Here is a 16,910-nt window from a genome sequence, read left to right on the forward strand (position 1 = left end):
AAACCGCCCTTCCCAACATCCGTTATCGACCACAGCCGAGGCCCTACCCGCCCCCCACCACCTTGAACGTCGCATGGGCCCGCGCCACCGGCTTGCCGTCGGCCTGCACCATGCAGTCGGCGTAGCACAGCGACTTGCCGGGCTTGATGAAGTTGGTGTCGAACTCCAGCCACTGGCCAAGGCCGGCTGCGCCCAGATAGTCGAGGCTGAGCGACACCGTCACCAGGCCGCTGGAGGCGATGTTCAGGCTCTTCAGCACCACGCCGCACGACAGGCCCATGGCGTTGTCGGCCAGGGCGGCGATCAGGCCGCCGTGCAGGGCGCCGCGCGAATTGGTGTGGGGCTCGCGGATCTCGATCCCCAGCACCCAGCGGTCGGCGCGGATGTCGGCATAGAGCGGTTCCCACGGCGTGGTCAGCGGGCTCTTGCGGGGATGCAGGGTGAAGGGTTCGGGCGGCTGGAAGGTCATGATCGCGCTCCGTGGAGCTCAATTCAAACACATGTTTGAATGTGCGGCAATAACCCGGCCCGTGCCAGAGTGCGCCTCGAACCGGGGGGTATCGGAAGGTCAAGGCAAGTGGCGCAGGCCAGCTTGATGCGGCCAGCTGGACCAGACGCGTTCGGGGTAGCCGGGTTCTTGCTGGCGAATTCAGGACACGAGGTCTGGTCCTGAACCGGGTCGCGTGCCGGATTTGGCCTTGGCGCCAAACAGTTTTCGGGCCCAGTTTGCGACAGCGGCAAAGCCCGCGATGATCAGCACGATCCCCTTCTTGGCGAAGACCGCAAGGAGCGCCAGAAGCCCCACCTTCTTGGCGGCGGCGACGCCCACGCCTACGGCGATCAGCCCGGCGACGCCATATTCGGCGACCTTGTCCTGGCCCTTCTGATAGTCGCCATAGCGCGATCCCGGTTCGAACTGGGCCTGGCTGGCGACGCTGTCTGCAGCAGCCCTGACCTGCGGCAGGTCGCTGAGCGCTGAGACGACATTGAGGCTCAGCACGCCCCGTCGCCCAAGCAGCCGGATATCGTAGTTCAGGGTGTGCTGCTCCGCGCCGCCGAACTGCAGGTCCTGGGCCCAGATCACCACGTGCTTTTGGGGATCATAGTTCGGCGGCTCGGCCCAGCCTGCCAGGTGGATGCTTTCGTAGCCGGCCTTCTGGCGCTCGGCGTTGCTGGCGTCCTCATTCTTGCGCAGACCCTCCAGCAATTTCTCGGGATTGGTCTTGCTGGCGTCCTTGTCAGACACATAGCCGGTGTCTTCGTAGCTGATCACGGCGCCCCACGACGCCTTTTCGAGCGGCTTGAAACGCGCGGGAAAGATCATCCCGAGCACGCCGTCGGCAGCGGCCGGCGGGTTTCCCCACCCTTCAACCAGCACCCGGCGGCTGTCGGCCGGATTGAGGAAATAGTAGTCAGGACCCAGATTGAGGCGCGCCGCGCCGCCTGACAGCACGATCACGCCGGTTTGCTTGTCCAGCCTGTCCTGCCAGCTAAGGTCAGGCGCGGCTGGAGCGGGCGCGGCGGCTTGCGCATGCGCTATTGAAGCGGCGCACAGGGCCACCGCCATCACCAGTCCGGAAAAATAACGCATAGATTGTCGTCCCCCGACACACATCCCCAAGGCAGGGTTTCAACAATGCTCAAGCTTGGCAAGCTATTCGTTGCTGGCGGATTGCTGCTGTTGCGCGTTCACTAGCGCATGCGCGCCTTCGCCCACCTGCTGGACCGGCTGTCCCTGACCGCTTCGCGCAACGCCAAGCTGACCCTGATCGCCGACTTCCTGCGGATGCAGCCTGATCCCGACCGGGGGTTTGCCCTGGCGGCCCTGACCGGGGCCCTGTCGTTCTCGGCTGCCAAGCCGGCCTTCATCCGCAAGGCCATCGAGGCGCGGATGGACCCGCAGCTGTTCGCCTGGTCCTACGACTATGTCGGCGACCTGGCCGAGACGGTGGCGTTGGCCTGGCCCTCCCCCTCTTCAAGACAATGGCCAGGCGCCAATCGCGAGCCGGAGCTGTCCGAGGTGGTCGAGGCCCTGCGCACGGCCTCGCGCGGCGAGGTGCAGCGGCTGATCGAGGGCTGGCTGGACGCCCTGGACGCCGATGGCCGCTGGGCGCTGCTGAAACTGATGACCGGGGGTCTGCGGGTGGGGGTCTCGGCGCGGCTGGCCAAGCAGGCCTGCGCCAATCTGGGCGCCAATCTGGTTGGGGGGGTCGAGATCGGCGAGATCGAAGAGGTCTGGCACGCGTTGGAGCCGCCCTATGGCGATCTTTTCGCCTGGCTGGAGGGACGTGCGGAGCGGCCTTCGCCCGATGCGCCGGGGCGTTTCCGGCCGGTGATGCTGGCCCAGGCCCTGGACGAGGCGGTGGATTTCGCAAGGCTCGATCCGGCTGACCATGTGGCCGAATGGAAGTGGGACGGCATCCGCATCCAGGCGGTTTCGGAGCGCGGCGAGCGGCGGCTCTATACCCGCACCGGCGACGACATCTCGGCCACCTTTCCCGACGTGCTGGCGGCGCTGGATTTCGAGGGCGCGATCGACGGCGAGCTGCTGGTGATCCGCGACGGAGCGCTGGCCCCGTTCGGCGACCTGCAGCAGCGCCTGAACCGCAAGACCGTTGATGCCAAACAGCTGGCGGCCTTTCCTGCCGCCATCCGCGCCTATGACCTGCTGATGGACGGCGAGACCGATGTGCGGGGCCTGACCTTTGTCGAGCGCCGGGCGCGGCTGGAGGCCTTTGTGGCCAGGGTCGCCAGCCCGCGTATCGACCTGTCGCCGCTGCAGCCTTTCGAGAGCTGGGACGCCCTGGCCACCCTGCGCGGCGAACCGCCCGACGGGGATGCCCAGCTGGCTGAAGGCCTGATGCTGAAGCGGCGCGACAGCATCTATGAGCCCGGCCGGCCCAAGGGGCCGTGGTTCAAGTGGAAGCGTGATCCCAAGCTGATCGACGCGGTGCTGATGTATGCCCAGCGGGGTCACGGCCGGCGCTCCAGCCTCTATTCCGACTATACGTTCGGGGTCTGGCGCGAGGATGGGCTGGGAAGCCGGGCCCTGACCCCGGTGGGCAAGGCCTATTTCGGCTTTACCGACGAAGAGCTGAAACAGATCGACAAGTTCGTGCGCGACAACACCGTCGAGCGGTTCGGGCCGGTGCGCTCGGTGCGGGCGGACCTTGATTTTGGCCTGGTGTTCGAGGTGGCGTTCGAGGGGCTGCAGCGCTCGACCCGGCACAAGTCGGGCGTGGCCATGCGCTTTCCCCGCATCAACCGCATCCGCTGGGACAAGCCGTCGCGCGAGGCCGATGAACTGCCGACCCTGGAGGCGATGCTCTGAACGGCATCCGGGGAGGCCCTGTCGCGCCGGCGGTGATCAGTGAAGCGCGGGGGCGTCGGCGCTCTTGGGGCCGGCGCCGCTCTGGAACAGCTTGCCCCGCTCGGTGATCAGGACCACGAGCAGACTGCCCACACCCAGGGCGGCGAAGCCCAGGGTCAGGGGTACGGCGGTGCCGTCAAAGTGCTGTCCGATCCAAAATCCCAGCAGGGCCCCGCCGATCGTGGTGATGAAGCCCTGCACCGAAGCCGCCGTCCCGGCCAGGTGCCCGAGGGGCTCCATGGCGATGGCGCCGAAGTTCGACATGGTCAGGCCAAAGCAGAACAGCACGCCCGCCATCATCAGGGAAAAGCTGAGCAAGGTCTCGTGGCCGGACAGGGCGATCAGGGCGTGGGCTCCGGCCAGCACGATATAGCCGCACAGCGAGACGTGAGAGACCAGCCGCATGCCGAGCTTTTCGACGATGATGGAATTGAGCAGCGAGGCCAGGGCAATGCCGGCGGCGATGGCTGCGAACAGCAGGGTGAAGAGCTTGCCCGCGCCCAGAACCTCGACAAACACCTGCTGGGCCGAGTTGATGAAGCCGAACAGGCCCCCCAGGATCAAGGCAGAGGCCAGGGTGTAGCCGATGGCGACCCGGTTGGTCAGGCAGTCCCTGAAGGCCGACAGCACCGGCCCGGCGGCCAATGGAACGCGATCCTGCGGGTGCAGGGTCTCGGGCAGCTTGGCGACGGACCAGGCCATGACGGTCAGACCAAAGATCGCCAGAACCCCGAAGATCCACGGCCAGGGCGCGACCAGAACGATGGCCTGACCCAGCGAAGGGGCAATGATCGGCACCGCCAGGAAGACGATGAACGACAGCGACATCACCCTGGCCATCTGGCGGCCGCTGTAGCAGTCGCGGACAATCGACACCGACAGCACCCGGGTCGCAGCGGCCCCGACGCCGCACAGGGCGCGGGCGATCAGCAGTATCTCGAAACTCGGCGCGAAGGCGCAGGCCGCAGCGAAGATCACATAGATCGCCAGGCCGGCGACCAGCACCGGCTTGCGTCCATAGCGGTCGGCCAAAGAGCCGTAGGCCAGCTGGGCGACACCAAAGCCCAGCAGATAGGCAGTGATGACCCACTGGCGCTGGTTATGGCTGGCGACGCCGAGGGCATCGCCGATCTGCGGCAGGGCCGGCAGCATGGAATCTATGGCCAGGGCATTGGTGGCCATCATCATCGCGATCAGGGCGACGAACTGCTTGAAGCCCATGCCGGGATGCGGCGAGGCGGCGGATGAGGTAGGGGCGGGCATGGCGACACTCGTCTGGAAGACGCCCGACCAGACGGCGTGACGCACAGTGGGTTCTATAGCGGCCGGATGTTACGACCGCCAACCACCCCTAGCCGTTAAACGACCGGATTGCGTCGATGATCACCTGCTGGTCAGCTTCGCCCAGATAGGGATGCATCGGCAGGGCCAGAACCGTCTGCGCCTTGGCCTGCGTCACCGGCAGGCCGCCGGCCCCGCGCGGGAAGTCGGCATAGGGGGCCTGGATGTGCATCGGCACCGGATAATAGACCGCCGTGGGCACGCCGTGCGCCTTCAGGTGGGCGGCCAGGCCGTCGCGGTTCGCGTGCTCGATCACATATTGCGCCCAGACCGAAACGCCGCCGGCGATGACGCCGGGCGTCGATAGCACCGCGCCCTTCAGGCCCTGCGCATAGCGGTCGGCTACGACCTGACGCAGGGCGATCTCCTCGGCGAAGATGGCCAGCTTCTCGATCAGGATCGCCGCCTGGATCGTGTCCAGCCGCGAGTTCATGCCGATCCGGGTGTTGAGGTACTTGGTGTCGTGCTCGAAGGTGCGGCCCACCAGGTCGGGGGCGACGGCCTTGCCGTGCACGCGGTAGCTGTCCATCAGGTCCCACAGCACCGGATCGTTGGTCAGCACCGCGCCGCCGTCGCCGTAGCAGCCCAGGGGCTTGGCCGGGAAGAAGCTGGTGGTGGCCACGTCGGCCCAGTGCAGGGGATGCTTGCCGTCCAGCGTGCAGCCAAAGCCCTGGGCGCTGTCGGCGATCAGTTTGAGACCTTCCCGCTCGCAGATGGCCTTGAGGGCCGGATAGTCGGCGGGCTGGCCAAACAGGTCGACGGCGATGACCACCTTGGGCGTCAGCTTGCCGTCGGCCTTCACGCCGGCGATGGCCGCTTCCAGCTTGGCGGGATCGATGTTGAAGGTGTCGCTCAGCACATCGACGAACACCGGCGTGGCCCCCACCCACGGCACGACTTCGGGCGTGGCGGCGAAGGTGAAGGACGGGCAGAACACCGCGTCCCCCGGTCCGATCCCCCAGGCCATCAGCGGCAGGGCGATGGCGTCGGTGCCGTTGGCGCAGGACAGGGCCAGCCTGGCCTCGCCGAACGCGGCCAGCTTGGCCTCGAACTCGCGGACCTGTGGGCCCATCACATAGGCGCCGCTGTCGAGTACGCCGGCAATGGCGGCGTCGATCTTGTCGCGGATCCGGCGCTGCTGCGCGGCGAGGTCGATGAAGGGCATGCTCATGGACGGCGCTCATAGAGGCGGATGGCGGTCAGGTGTAGCCAATTGATGTAACCGACTGTTTCCTGACGACGAAGCCAAACCGGAGAAGGGTCGCGCGTGCAACGGTTTGCGCACGCAACACGGGGCGGCGCCTGTGCGTTGACCCGCCGGCGCGGGGGCGCCATCGAGTGAGCCATGATCCAGACGACCCAAGCCCTGCCCAGATCCCTGCCGTCCCTGGCCAACGTCAAGGCCGACGAGACCATGCTGGGCCATTTCCTCGACTGGCTGGGCCAGGCGGCGGTCAATCTGGTGGTGGCCGCCATAATCCTGATCCTGACCTTCTGGGTGGCGGGTTGGCTGGCCGGCGTGGTGCGTCGGGCCCTGGCGCGCGTGCATCGGGCCAATCCCGACCCGACCCTGCAGACCTTCGGGTCGTCCCTGGTGCGCTATGCCGTGATCGCCGTCGGGCTGGTGGCGGTGCTGCAGCAACTGGGCGTGCAGGCCACCTCGATCATCGCGGTGCTGGGCGCGGCCTCGCTGGCCATCGGCCTGGCCCTGCAAGGTGCCCTGTCGAACGTGGCGGCCGGGGTGATGATCCTGCTGTTTCGGCCCTATCGCGTGGGCGACACCATCGAGACGGTCACCCGGGTGGGCACGGTGAAGTCGCTGGACCTGCTGTTCACCGAGATCGCCACCTTCGACAACGTCAAGGTGATGATCCCCAATAGCAAGGTGTTCGGCGACGTGATCCTGAATTACTCGGCCCACCGCACCCGGCGGGTGGACGTGCTGTTCAAGGTGCCGCTGAGGACCGATCTGGTGGCGGTGCTCAAGCGCCTGCGCGAGCGGGCCGAGGGCGATCCGCGTATCCGCAAGGAACCGGCGGTGCAGATCGAGGTCACCGACCTGTCTGAGGCCTTTGCCCAGGCCGCTATCCGCGCCTGGACCGCAAAGGAGGATTTCGCGGCGGTGAAGACCGACCTGATGCTGACCGCCCATTTGCTGTCGGAAGATCCGACCCGCCAGGACCTTCCGACGCCGCGGCCCTCCAAGGCCGTCGATCCTTCACCGGCCATGCCGGGCGAAGGCGAGCATCATCTGTTCGGACTGAAGGCACCGCGCCGGGCGCGCAAGGCGAAGGCGGCGGTCGTGGCGGACAAGCCCAAGGCCTGACAGGGGTCCGTTGGCGGCAAAGGCCGTTACGCCTGACCCAGAACCCCTCGGCGCCGCACCCATTCGCTGGCGAACTTGCGGCCGATCCCGGCGTCCTCGAACAACACCCGGCGGCTTGAGCCAGAAATCTGGGGCGCGTTGTGGATGATGACGAACGGAAAGTCGTTGGCCGACAGGAAGCTCTGGATGAAATCGGTGAAGCTTTCGGCTTCGTCGGAGTCTGCCAGACGGACTTCGGTGGCGGCGACGCTCGGGACCATGGCGGTCTCCCCAGTGGTGATCTCACCCTAACGCACCAGGCCGCATTTGCGAACACTGTTCGCACCCGCAAAATAACGCTTGATCATAGGACGGGCACCCATGCGGCGCGGGCGCCCGTCAAAAGCACGGAATCCTAGAGCGGGTTGCGATCTGATGGAAACAGATCACCCGCTCTAGTCTTTTGTTTCCAAGCGCGTTTCGTTCCGAAAACCGGTTCCTACTTTTCGGAACGCGCTCTAGGAGCTGTGGACACTTATCGCATCCAGAGTATTGCGGCAGCGAGGTGCAGGACGGCGAGGTAGTTTCTCGCCGTCTTCTCGAAGCGGGTGGCGACACGGCGGAACTGCTTGAGGCGACTGAAGCAGCACTCGACGAGGTGGCGCTGGGCGTAGAGGTGCGGGTCGAGCGTATATTTCTGAGCGCGTGAAGGATTGTTGGGGATGACGGCGACGGCGCCCTTGGCGGTGATCGCCTGACGCAGATGATCTGCATCGTAGGCGGTGTCGGCCATGACGACCTTGGCCGGCAAGCCTTCGATCAACGGACCCGCTTGAGGTGCGTCTCCCCGTTGCCCGGCCGTGAGAATGAACCGGACTGGTTGGCCCAGGCCTCGCACGGCCATGTGGACCTTGGTGCTCAGTCCGCCGCGCGAGCGTCCAAGGGCTTGATCTTCAGACCCCCCTTTTTGGCCCCGCTAGCGTGCTGGTGGGCGCGGACGATGGTGGAGTCTATGATCAGGTATTCGAAGTCTGGATCGCCCGACATCGCCTCGAAGATCCGCCGCCAGACGCCCTTCTGGCTCCAGCGACTGAACCGCCGGAAGGCGCTATTCCAATCGCCGAACACCTCGGGCAGATCGCGCCAGGGCGAGCCCGTCCTCACGATCCACAACACGCCCTCGACGAACATCCGGTTGTCGCGGCCGGTCGAGCCCTTCTGGTCAGGACGCCCGATGATCAGGCCAGACATCCGGTCCCAATCAGCGTCACTCAGCACCAAACGATCCATCACACCCAAGACCGCCTCCCAAAAGACAGTCTTGAATCACGCTTCGCACCCTTCGGGAATCCCTAGAGTCCACAGCTCCTAGAGGATCGACTGACCCGTACCGGCCCAGTCCTTCAGGAACTGCTCCAGGCCCTTGTCGGTCAGGGGATGCTTGAAGAGGTCGGCGAACACCGCCGGTGGGATGGTGACGACATCGGCGCCGACCAGGGCGGCTTCCTTGACGTGGGCGACATGGCGCACCGAGGCGGCCAGGATCTCGGTCTCGTAGCCGTAGTTATCGTAGATCGTGCGGATGTCGCGGATCAGGTCCATGCCGTCGAAGCCGTAGTCGTCCAGCCGGCCGATGAAGGGCGAGATGAAGGTGGCGCCGGCCTTGGCGGCCAGCAGGGCCTGGGTCGGCGAGAAGCACAGGGTGACGTTGGTCGAGACGCCCTCGCTGGCGAAGGCGGCGCAGGCGATCAGGCCATCGCGCGTCAGGGGCAGCTTGATCACCACATTGGGGGCGATCGAGGCCAGCTTGTTGCCCTCGGCGATCATGGCCTCGGCGGTGGTGGCGGCCACTTCGGCGCTGATCGGGCCGGGCACCAGGTCGCAGATCTCGGCGATCACTTCCAGCATCGGCCGACCCGACTTGGCGATCAGGGTGGGATTGGTGGTGACGCCATCGACCAGGCCGGTGGAGGCGAGGTCGGCGATGACCTTGGTATCGGTGCTGTCGAGGAAGATTTGCATGGGGCCTGCGCGCCTTGAGGAAGTGTGTTGATCTGGGTTTTTGAACCCTCGTCTACAGACTGCGCGAGGACCTCGCCAGTCCTAGAGTACGCCAGGGTTCAGTGTACGCGGTCACCCCGCCCGGGCGCGCTCCGCACTTTAAGCGTTTAAAGAAAGAGCCTTTTTAGACGCCTCGCATCATTCCATGTGAGTCTGAAAGACTTTAGCCTTCACCGTCCGCAAGGCGCTTAAGATAGTGATGGTAGCCTGTCTTGGGGGCGTCTCCTGCCAGTCGCCTAAGCTGATCGGCGTCTATCAGGCCCGTGTTGAAAGCGGCTTCCTCGATACAGCCCGGGCGAAAGCCCTGGCGTTGCTCGATGGCGCGCACGTACTCGCCCGCTTCCATCAGGGATTCATGGGTCCCGGTATCGAACCAGGCGAAGCCCCGGCTCAATCGCTCGACAGTCAGGGCGCCGGCGTCCATATAGGCACGGTTGACATCCGTAATCTCCAGTTCGCCTCGCGCCGACGGCTTGAGGCCGCGTGCGATCCCGGGCGCCTGCTCGTCGTAGAAATAGAGGCCGGTCACGGCGATGCGCGACCTGGGATTTTCGGGCTTTTCCTCGATGCTCAGCGCGCGCCCGTCAGGGCCGACTTCGACCACGCCGTACCGCTGGGGATCGGCGACAGGATAGCCGAACACGGTCGCCCCTGTGCGGCGGGCGGCGGCCCGGCGCAGGGTTTCGGTGAAGCCTGCTCCAAAGAAAATATTGTCGCCCAGGACGACAACACTGGGAGCACCGTCCAGAAACCGCTCACCCAGGATCAGCGCCTGGGCGATGCCGTCCGGGGTTGGCTGGGCCTTGTATTCGATGCGCAGGCCCAGTTGAGAGCCGTCGCCCAGCAGGCGTCGAAACGCCGCCTCGTCGTGCGGATTGGTCACAATCATGACCTCGCTCACGCCGGCCAGGATCAGGACCGAGAGCGGATAGTAGATCATCGGCTTGTCATAGACCGGCAGCAATTGCTTGCTCACCGCCAGGGTAAGCGGCGCAAGACGGCTGCCGGCCCCGCCGGCCAGGATGATTCCGCGCCTCATGAGTTCAGTCCTTCAGCGAGAATCTGATCGACGGCGTCTTCCACGGCGGGGCGCCAGGCTGACGGCGTCCAGCCGAACACGTCCGTCAGCCTTGCGCAATCGAGACGGCCGTTCAGCGGGCGGGCGGCGGGTTCTGGAAAGTCGCGCTTGGCGATGGGAAGGATCCTGGCCTGGGTCAGCGGATCGCGCGCCAGAGCCGCTTGCGCCAGTCCGTGACGCGAAGTTGAGCCCAGGTTGGTAAAGTGGAAACAGTCAAAGGCGCGGTCGCCGGCGGAGGCCGTGGCCCAGCGCGGCGCGGTCGCCAGGATGAACCGCGCCAGTTCGCAGGCATCGGTGGGATTGCCGTATTGGTCTGCGACGATGTTCAGGACCTCCCGGGTGCGTCCCAGTTCCAGCATGGTTCGAATGAAGTTCCGGCCAAACCGTGAAAACACCCATGAAATGCGGAGGACGACGCCCTTTTCCCAGGCCAGGACGGCGTTTTCGCCCTCCAGCTTGCTGTGCCCATAGACGGACAGGGGGATTGCCGGATCGGTCTCGCGATAGGGGCGGTCCAGTTGGCCGTCAAACACGCAGTCGGTCGAGAGATGCACGAGCGGCAGGTTGCGCGCGGCGCAGGCCTGGGCCATGGCGGCCGGCGCCAGGGCGTTGGCCGCCATGGCGGCTTCGCGCTCCGTCTCGGCCTTGTCGACAAGGGTGAACCCGGCGCAGTTCAACACCAGATCGCAATCAGCCTCGGAAATCACGCGGCCGATCGCTGTGATGTCGGCCAGATCGACGTCCTGGCGTGACAGGGCGGTCAGTTCCACAGGGCCGGTGGCCGCCTCGGCGACCATGGCTCGGGAGACCTGACCTGTCTGCCCGAACTGCAGAATCCTCATGCTCTATATCCCGCCGCCAAGGCGCTCGCCGGTAAAGCCTCGCGCGTGGATTGTCCGCCACCAGTCTTCATTGTCGAGATACCAGCGGACCGTCTGTTCGAGGCCTGACTCGAAGCGGGTCGAAGGTCTCCAGCCCAGGTCGTCGCGAAGCTTCGCCGCATTGATCGCATAGCGCCGGTCGTGGCCGGGCCGATCGCGTACATGGGTGATCAGGCCGTCGCGCGGTGCATTGGCGGGAACGAGGCGGTCCAGAATCTCACAGATGCCCGTGACCAGGTCCAGGTTGGTCCGCTCGGCCTCGCCACCGATGAGATAGGTCTCGCCGGGAATGCCGATATCCAGAACCCGCAGCAAAGCCTGGGCATGGTCTTCTACGTACAGCCAGTCGCGCACCTGCTGGCCGTCGCCATAGACAGGAATGGGCTGACCGGCGAGGGCGTTGAGAATGACGGTCGGGATCAGCTTCTCGGGAAACTGCCGAGGTCCGTAGTTGTTGGAACAGGACGTCACCACCACCGGCAGGCCATAGGTGCGCTGCCAGGCACGGGCCAGGATGTCTGAGGACGCCTTGCTGGCCGAGTAGGGCGACGTTGGATCCAGCGGCGAGCGTTCGTCGAAGGGCGGGTCTTCGGGCTCCAGCGCGCCATAGACCTCGTCGGTCGAGACGTGAACGAAGCGGAAGGCTGCGGCGCGCTCAGACGGCAGGGCTCGCCACCAGGTTCTGGCGGCTTCCAGAAGCACAGCCGTGCCCATCACATTGGTTCGAACGAAAGCCAGCGGTCCGTCAATCGAGCGATCAACATGAGACTCGGCGGCCAGGTGCAGGACAGCGTCCGGCGCGTGGCGGGCGAAAATGGCTGCGGCCGCAGCCTGATCGGCGATGTCGCCTTGCTCGAAGGCGTAGGCCGAATGGGCGGCCACCTCGGCAAGGTTGGCCAGGTCACCCGCATAGGTCAGGGCGTCAAGATTGACGACGGCGTGGCCTGCGGCCAGGGCGGCGCGGACCAGGGCCGATCCAATGAAGCCTGCGCCGCCGGTGATCAGGATTTTCAAGACACCGCCTCGCCCAGGGCGGAAATTCGGCTTCCCAGGGCGGCGCGGACGAAGGCCAGAAGGTCGCCACCCTTAAACAGAAAGCCCTCCATGCCGGCGCGACGCGCGGCCTCCAGGTCGGAGAGATTGTCGCCGATCAGCACGCAGTCGCCGGCGTCCAGATCCGCCTCGGCCAGGCCACGCAGGATCATGCCGGGGTTGGGCTTGCGGTCCGGATGGTCGGCATGGCGGTAGGCCTCGACGGTCGCATCCTTGTGAAAAGGGCAGTGGTAGAAGGTCTCGATGTGGCCGCCCAGGCGCTGGAATTCCGCCTGCATCGCTGCATGCAGGGTATGGACCGCAGCCTCGTCGTAATAGCCTCTCGCTACGCCGGACTGGTTGGTGACGACGATGAGCCGCACACCAGCCTTTGTCAGGGCGGCCACCGCCTCGCGCGCGCCGGGTGTCCATTCCAGGCTGGCGAAGTCGTGAACATAGCCGTGATCGACGTTCAGCACGCCATCGCGGTCCAGGAAAACAGCCTTCAGCGGCGATGTGCTTGACATGGGCTGACGGATTAAGCGAGTGGGCGCCTCGCCACAAGAGGAGAGCCTGCCGACAGGATCGGTCGGCAATCTCGCCTGGAGGGGTGCCCCTGCGGGCGCCGGGCTTCCAGGACCGTGGCGAAGCGCTGGAGAACTTTCAATGACCCACGCCGATGCCGATCTGGTTGCCCTGCGCGACAGGCTCAAGACCTGGGCGCTCGATCTGGCCTTTCCGCTGTGGTGGTCGGTCGGCGCCGATCACGACAAGGGCGGTTTCTTCGAGAAGATCGGTCACGACGGTGTCGCGGTCGAGGCGCCGCGCCGGGCCCGGGTGCAGCCGCGCCAGATCTATTCCTATGCCGTCGCCGGCCTGCTGGGCTGGGACGGCCCGTGGCGCGAGGCCCTGACCCACGGCCTGGACTTCTATCTGTCGCGCTATCGCCGCCCTGACGGCTTCATGCGTACCCTGGTGGCCAGCGACGGGTCGCCGCTGGATGACAAGGTCGACCTCTACGACCAGGCGTTCGGCCTGTTTGGCCTCGCTATGGCCGCCCAGGTCCTGCCCGAGCGCGCGGACCTGCCGGCCCTGGCCGTGGACCTGCGTGGCAAGCTCTATGCGACGCTGAAGCACCCCGTGGCGGGTTTCGAGGAAAGCCAGCCGCGAACCGTGCCGCTGCTCTCTAACCCTCACATGCACCTGTTCGAGGCCAGCCTGGCCTGGATCGAGGCCGGCGGTGATCCGCAGTGGCGCGTCATGGCCGACGAGATCGCGCATCTGGCCCTCTCCAAGTTCATCGACCCGGTCAGCGGCGGTCTGCGCGAATATTATGACGGCGACTGGAACCCGGCCCCGGGCGTTTCGGGCCGCATCGTCGAGCCGGGCCATCAGTTCGAGTGGGCCTGGCTGCTGCTGCGCTGGAGCCAGCTGGCGGAGCGGCCCGACGTCGTTCCCGCGGCGCTGCGCATGATCGAGATTGGCGACGGGCCCGGCGTCGACCCCGCCCGGGGCGTGGCGATCTTCGCCCTGCTGGACGACATGAGCGTGCATGACGACGTCGCCCGGCTGTGGGCCCAGACCGAGCGGATCAAGGCCGGCGTGCTGGCCCTGCAGGTCACGGGCGATCCGCGTTGGCGGTCCACCATCATCGGCGGCGCCGAGGGCCTGCTGTCGTACCTGCGCACCCCCGTGCCGGGCCTGTGGCGCGACAAGATGCTGGCCGATGGCAGCTTCGTCGACGAGCCCGCGCCCGCCAGCTCGTTCTACCACATCGTCTGCGCCATCCTGGAGCTGGACCGGGCGATTGATCGTGGCGTTCCAGAATCCTGCAAGGTGCCCTGATCAAGGCGCTTGCCAGGGTATATTTCCGCAGCCAGGGCTTTGATCTTGCCGAAGCTTCCGAAAAATGTTGAGACAACTTCGTCTGAGCGCGCAAAGTGTCGAAACGCGTCTGCTCCGACTCGCTTAACCTGAAAGATCGAAGGGCGTGGATGGACAGCAGTGGACCAGCCAGCACGAATCTAGTGCCCACAGAACGCCCCGAGGCTATCGGAGGCGCTGATGGCCAGCCTCGGCAAAAAGGTCGTTCGGGAACCTCACAGGCCGACATGGTGCGCCGCCTCACTCTTGAGCTGGAGGCTTACCAACAAGAGCTGTTCGAAAGTGAGCGGCACAATGCCTGGTTGGCCGCCGAGCGACAGGGCCTCTTGGGCCAAGTCGCTTATCTTGAGGCGCTTCCGAGGCCCGGTGAGCCTCTGACCGACATTCAGACCCGTCTTGCGGAGCTTGAGAAGAGCGCCGAACTGAACGCTTCGTATATAAGATCTCTGGAAAGCTGGGTCAGCCGCGCTGAAGAGCGTGCGGCGGCTGCTGAAGCCGAAATTGAACGACTACGGGCAGAAGCCAAAACATAGTATATTCCCTACTCCGCCATGTAACATATGCACTTCTTGGGTTCGGAATGGTCCAGCAGAGTAATTTGAATGCGCCGATTTGTGTTGTCGGCCGCTGCTGGTTTGAGACGGGAATCGGGTCTCAGACCTATGCCTATTGCGAAACACTGGCGCGCAATTTCCCCATTTGTATTTTTCCGACTGAGCCCGAGCTGCGCGGCCTTGATGAGATAAAACTTCCTAGCGGGCGTGTTATACCGGTGTGGAAGGGGCAGCCCCTCAAGGCTTCGATCTTTGTAGATGTTCTGTGGAACGGCGCGTACGATACAAACTATCAACGGATTCCGCCGTCTGATCTTCGGATCGCGGTTGTTGTATTCGATTCTGATATTCTGCCACCGGAATGTACCAGAATTCTCAACGAGCGCTTCGATGTCGCTGTTTGTTGCAGCCCCCACATAGCCGATCTGCTCAGCAAGAACGGTGTCGAGATCCCCACTGCGGTGGTGCCAATACCGCTGGACCTTGAGCCCCTGCTGCGGAGAAGTCTGCGTCCTCGCAGGAAAAATATCCGGATCGGATCCGTAGCGGCATTCCATCCCAGGAAGGGCGCTGAAGTTCTCGTTTCAGCTTTCGCGGAAGCGTTCCGATCGCGACAAGACATAGAGCTCATACTCCATTCAAATCTAACATTCTCAAAAACTGTCGATCAGTTGAAGAGATTGGCATCTGATCTTGATCTTGATAACATCACCATTACGACAGATAATCTATCTGCTGAAGAAAAAGGCGATTTGATTTCATCGTTCGATGTATTTGCCAACTTCTCACGGGGCGAAGCCTATTCGATAGGGACGCGTGAGGCCCTGGCGCTGGGGAAGGTCCTGGCGATTTCGGACGTCGGCGGACATGCCGACCTTGCAGCCTGTCCCGGTGTGTTTCTTGCTCCGGCGCGTCTCCGGCTGCCTGCACGCTACGTCGAGATCGACAATCGTGTTTTCGGCGAGCAGCGGGGCGTCATGATCGAAGACGCGGTAGAAACGCTACAAAAAGCTGTTGCCTACCTTGAGGCACCCGAGGATCTGGAGGCACCCAGGCTCCGCAGATCGTTCGCGGGACAGTTGTCGTTTTCACGAATGTCCACAACGGTCGCCGAGCTCCTGGAGCCGAACATCCGAAGCTTTCGTCGTGACGCCCCCGTTGCCGCCCATGCGAGCGTTCCCACCAAATTCAAGTCGCGCGTTCGGGAGCGACTGGCGCTGAGTGGCGGCTTTACCCATAAGCGAACCCGGGTAATCCAAGCTCACGACGGCGGCTTTTTCTCCCTTTTCAACACCTATTTCAGTCACCTGGCCTGGGACCTGAAAGATCAGCGCTGCCACAGGACCTTGCCCGACTGGGACGCCGGCCGGTTCATCGCGAGGCAAAACGGGGCGCCTGCAACCAGTTTTTGCTATGGTCGTCCTGAAGATGGCAACGCATGGACCCAACTGTTTGAGCCACTCTTTGACCTGACCGTCGAGGAGATGAGCGATCAAGAGGTTCTATATGCAGGCTCCGTCGGTCCTGACTATCCGTTCAACGAGGCCCGCGAGCCTACCCTGACCTATGTCAATGCCTATCGGCTCTACAACACCCCGCCGTTCAAAAACTTTCGGCGCCACTACAATCGGGTCTATCGCGACCACATTCGTTTGCATCCGGACCTGGATGCGGAAATCAATCGCTTTGCTTCCAGGCTGCCGCACGATGGGGTCATATTGGGCGCGCACGTTCGACATCCGAGCCACGCGATCGAGCAACCGGGCGAGGCCATGGCCCATACGGACAGCTATATCGAAGCCTTGAAGGGTCAGATCAAAAGCAAGGGCCTGGACAAGCGGGGCGCACCCGATTGGCGGATTTTCCTGGCCACGGACCAGCAGAGCGTTGTTCGTCGCTTTGAGAAGGAGTTCGGCGACAAGGCCTGTTGGTTCGAGGGCGTCGAGCGCACCCTAGAAGTCGATGATGAAGCTTTTTCGAATGGCGATCCCGCCTTGCAGCGCATTCAGGGGCACCAGGTTCAGCATATCATGGCCGCATCGACAGATACCTGGTCATCATCTCTGGCACGGCAAGTGATCCGTGACGCCGTTATGCTGTCGCGGTGCCATTCAATGCTGCATGTCGTGAGTAACGTCTCTACGGCAGTTTCATACATGAACCCTGATTGCGAGCTCATTTTCTGTCGGCCGGGGCAGACGATCTCAACGCAGTCTGGGGAACAGGATTAACTGCGAGGCTCTGTCACTTGGGCCCCATACGAGCAAGCGCCTGTCGTCGTGGGGTGAAGCGGACGGTTCATGCAGCGACCCTGCTGCCCCGTTTACTATGCGAGAAGCCTCGTCCATAAACTGACAGCCAAGCGATTTGGGGCAAGCTGGGCTCGGGGTCTCGTCATCGTCAG

16 protein-coding genes are annotated in these 16,910 nt (G+C 64.3%); 5 read left to right on the forward strand and 11 right to left on the reverse strand.

The annotated features are described in order from the left end of the window. Positions 1-43: 43 nt before the first annotated feature. The gene (locus tag ACW179_RS05750; RefSeq protein WP_492063342.1) at positions 44-469 is read right to left on the reverse strand and encodes a PaaI family thioesterase; all 426 of its coding nucleotides are present in this window, start codon (positions 467-469) and stop codon (positions 44-46) included. A 180-nt stretch (positions 470-649) separates the two neighbouring features. After that, entirely contained in the window at positions 650-1,591 is a 942-nt protein-coding gene (locus ACW179_RS05755; protein ID WP_492063343.1) for a DUF2167 domain-containing protein, read from the reverse strand. 108 nt (positions 1,592-1,699) lie between these two features. Here ACW179_RS05755 and ACW179_RS05760 point away from each other — a divergent pair, with 108 nt between their 5' ends. Beyond that, positions 1,700-3,331, forward strand: coding sequence for a cisplatin damage response ATP-dependent DNA ligase (locus ACW179_RS05760; protein WP_492063344.1), 1,632 nt, complete (start codon positions 1,700-1,702; stop codon positions 3,329-3,331). Between the two features lie 36 nt (positions 3,332-3,367). Here the strand turns inward: ACW179_RS05760 and ACW179_RS05765 are convergent, their stop codons facing one another. Together ACW179_RS05765 and ACW179_RS05770 are read right to left on the reverse strand one after the other, a co-directional pair. After that, on the reverse strand, positions 3,368-4,591 hold the full coding sequence (locus tag ACW179_RS05765; RefSeq protein ID WP_492064260.1) for a multidrug effflux MFS transporter: 1,224 nt from the start codon (positions 4,589-4,591) through the stop codon (positions 3,368-3,370). Positions 4,592-4,721: 130 nt separating this feature from the next. Further along, positions 4,722-5,882: a DegT/DnrJ/EryC1/StrS family aminotransferase gene (locus tag ACW179_RS05770; RefSeq protein ID WP_492063345.1), complete on the reverse strand. Its 1,161-nt coding sequence runs from the start codon at positions 5,880-5,882 to the stop codon at positions 4,722-4,724. A 174-nt stretch (positions 5,883-6,056) separates the two neighbouring features. Between ACW179_RS05770 and ACW179_RS05775 the strand changes: the two genes are divergently transcribed. Further along, entirely contained in the window at positions 6,057-7,037 is a 981-nt protein-coding gene (locus tag ACW179_RS05775; RefSeq protein ID WP_492063346.1) for a mechanosensitive ion channel family protein, read from the forward strand. A gap of 26 nt (positions 7,038-7,063) precedes the next feature. Here ACW179_RS05775 and ACW179_RS05780 read toward each other — a convergent pair whose 3' ends face one another. The 7 genes from ACW179_RS05780 to ACW179_RS05810 all read right to left on the reverse strand — a co-directional run bounded on the left by ACW179_RS05780 (position 7,064) and on the right by ACW179_RS05810 (position 12,595). Further along, on the reverse strand, positions 7,064-7,297 hold the full coding sequence (locus ACW179_RS05780) for a hypothetical protein (protein ID WP_492063347.1): 234 nt from the start codon (positions 7,295-7,297) through the stop codon (positions 7,064-7,066). A 254-nt stretch (positions 7,298-7,551) separates the two neighbouring features. Continuing rightward, positions 7,552-8,315, reverse strand: a protein-coding gene (locus ACW179_RS05785; RefSeq protein ID WP_492059466.1) for an IS5 family transposase whose coding sequence is annotated in 2 segments (ribosomal slippage) — positions 7,552-7,977 and positions 7,980-8,315 — 762 coding nt in all. Because the reading frame shifts where the segments join, the coding sequence is not laid out codon by codon here. A gap of 69 nt (positions 8,316-8,384) precedes the next feature. After that, complete coding sequence (gene fsa / locus ACW179_RS05790) at positions 8,385-9,038, reverse strand: fructose-6-phosphate aldolase (RefSeq protein ID WP_492063348.1); 654 nt, start codon at positions 9,036-9,038, stop codon at positions 8,385-8,387. A gap of 202 nt (positions 9,039-9,240) precedes the next feature. Next, positions 9,241-10,116, reverse strand: a complete 876-nt coding sequence (rfbA, locus tag ACW179_RS05795; protein WP_492063349.1) for a glucose-1-phosphate thymidylyltransferase RfbA — start codon at positions 10,114-10,116, stop codon at positions 9,241-9,243. Next, positions 10,113-10,997: a dTDP-4-dehydrorhamnose reductase gene (rfbD, locus tag ACW179_RS05800; RefSeq protein ID WP_492063350.1), complete on the reverse strand. Its 885-nt coding sequence runs from the start codon at positions 10,995-10,997 to the stop codon at positions 10,113-10,115. The genes rfbA and rfbD overlap by 4 nt, the downstream gene beginning before the upstream one ends. A gap of 3 nt (positions 10,998-11,000) precedes the next feature. After that, positions 11,001-12,050 carry a dTDP-glucose 4,6-dehydratase gene (gene rfbB / locus ACW179_RS05805; RefSeq protein WP_492063351.1) on the reverse strand — a complete coding sequence of 350 codons (1,050 nt, stop codon included), beginning with the start codon at positions 12,048-12,050 and terminating at the stop codon, positions 11,001-11,003. Next, positions 12,047-12,595, reverse strand: a complete 549-nt coding sequence (locus ACW179_RS05810) for a D-glycero-alpha-D-manno-heptose-1,7-bisphosphate 7-phosphatase (protein WP_492063352.1) — start codon at positions 12,593-12,595, stop codon at positions 12,047-12,049. Before ACW179_RS05810 ends, rfbB begins: the two co-directional genes overlap by 4 nt. 139 nt (positions 12,596-12,734) lie before the next feature. Between ACW179_RS05810 and ACW179_RS05815 the strand changes: the two genes are divergently transcribed. The 3 genes from ACW179_RS05815 (at position 12,735) to ACW179_RS05825 (ending at position 16,737) form a co-directional block, all read left to right on the forward strand. Further along, positions 12,735-13,913 (forward strand): AGE family epimerase/isomerase, encoded by a 1,179-nt coding sequence (locus tag ACW179_RS05815; RefSeq protein ID WP_492063353.1) that lies wholly within the window; start codon positions 12,735-12,737, stop codon positions 13,911-13,913. A 266-nt stretch (positions 13,914-14,179) separates the two neighbouring features. Next, positions 14,180-14,485: a hypothetical protein gene (locus ACW179_RS05820; RefSeq protein ID WP_492063354.1), complete on the forward strand. Its 306-nt coding sequence runs from the start codon at positions 14,180-14,182 to the stop codon at positions 14,483-14,485. 47 nt (positions 14,486-14,532) lie between these two features. After that, the gene (locus ACW179_RS05825) at positions 14,533-16,737 is read left to right on the forward strand and encodes a glycosyltransferase (protein ID WP_492063355.1); all 2,205 of its coding nucleotides are present in this window, start codon (positions 14,533-14,535) and stop codon (positions 16,735-16,737) included. The last annotated feature ends 173 nt before the right edge of the window (positions 16,738-16,910 follow it).

This window comes from Caulobacter sp. AVps18, assembly GCF_058681425.1.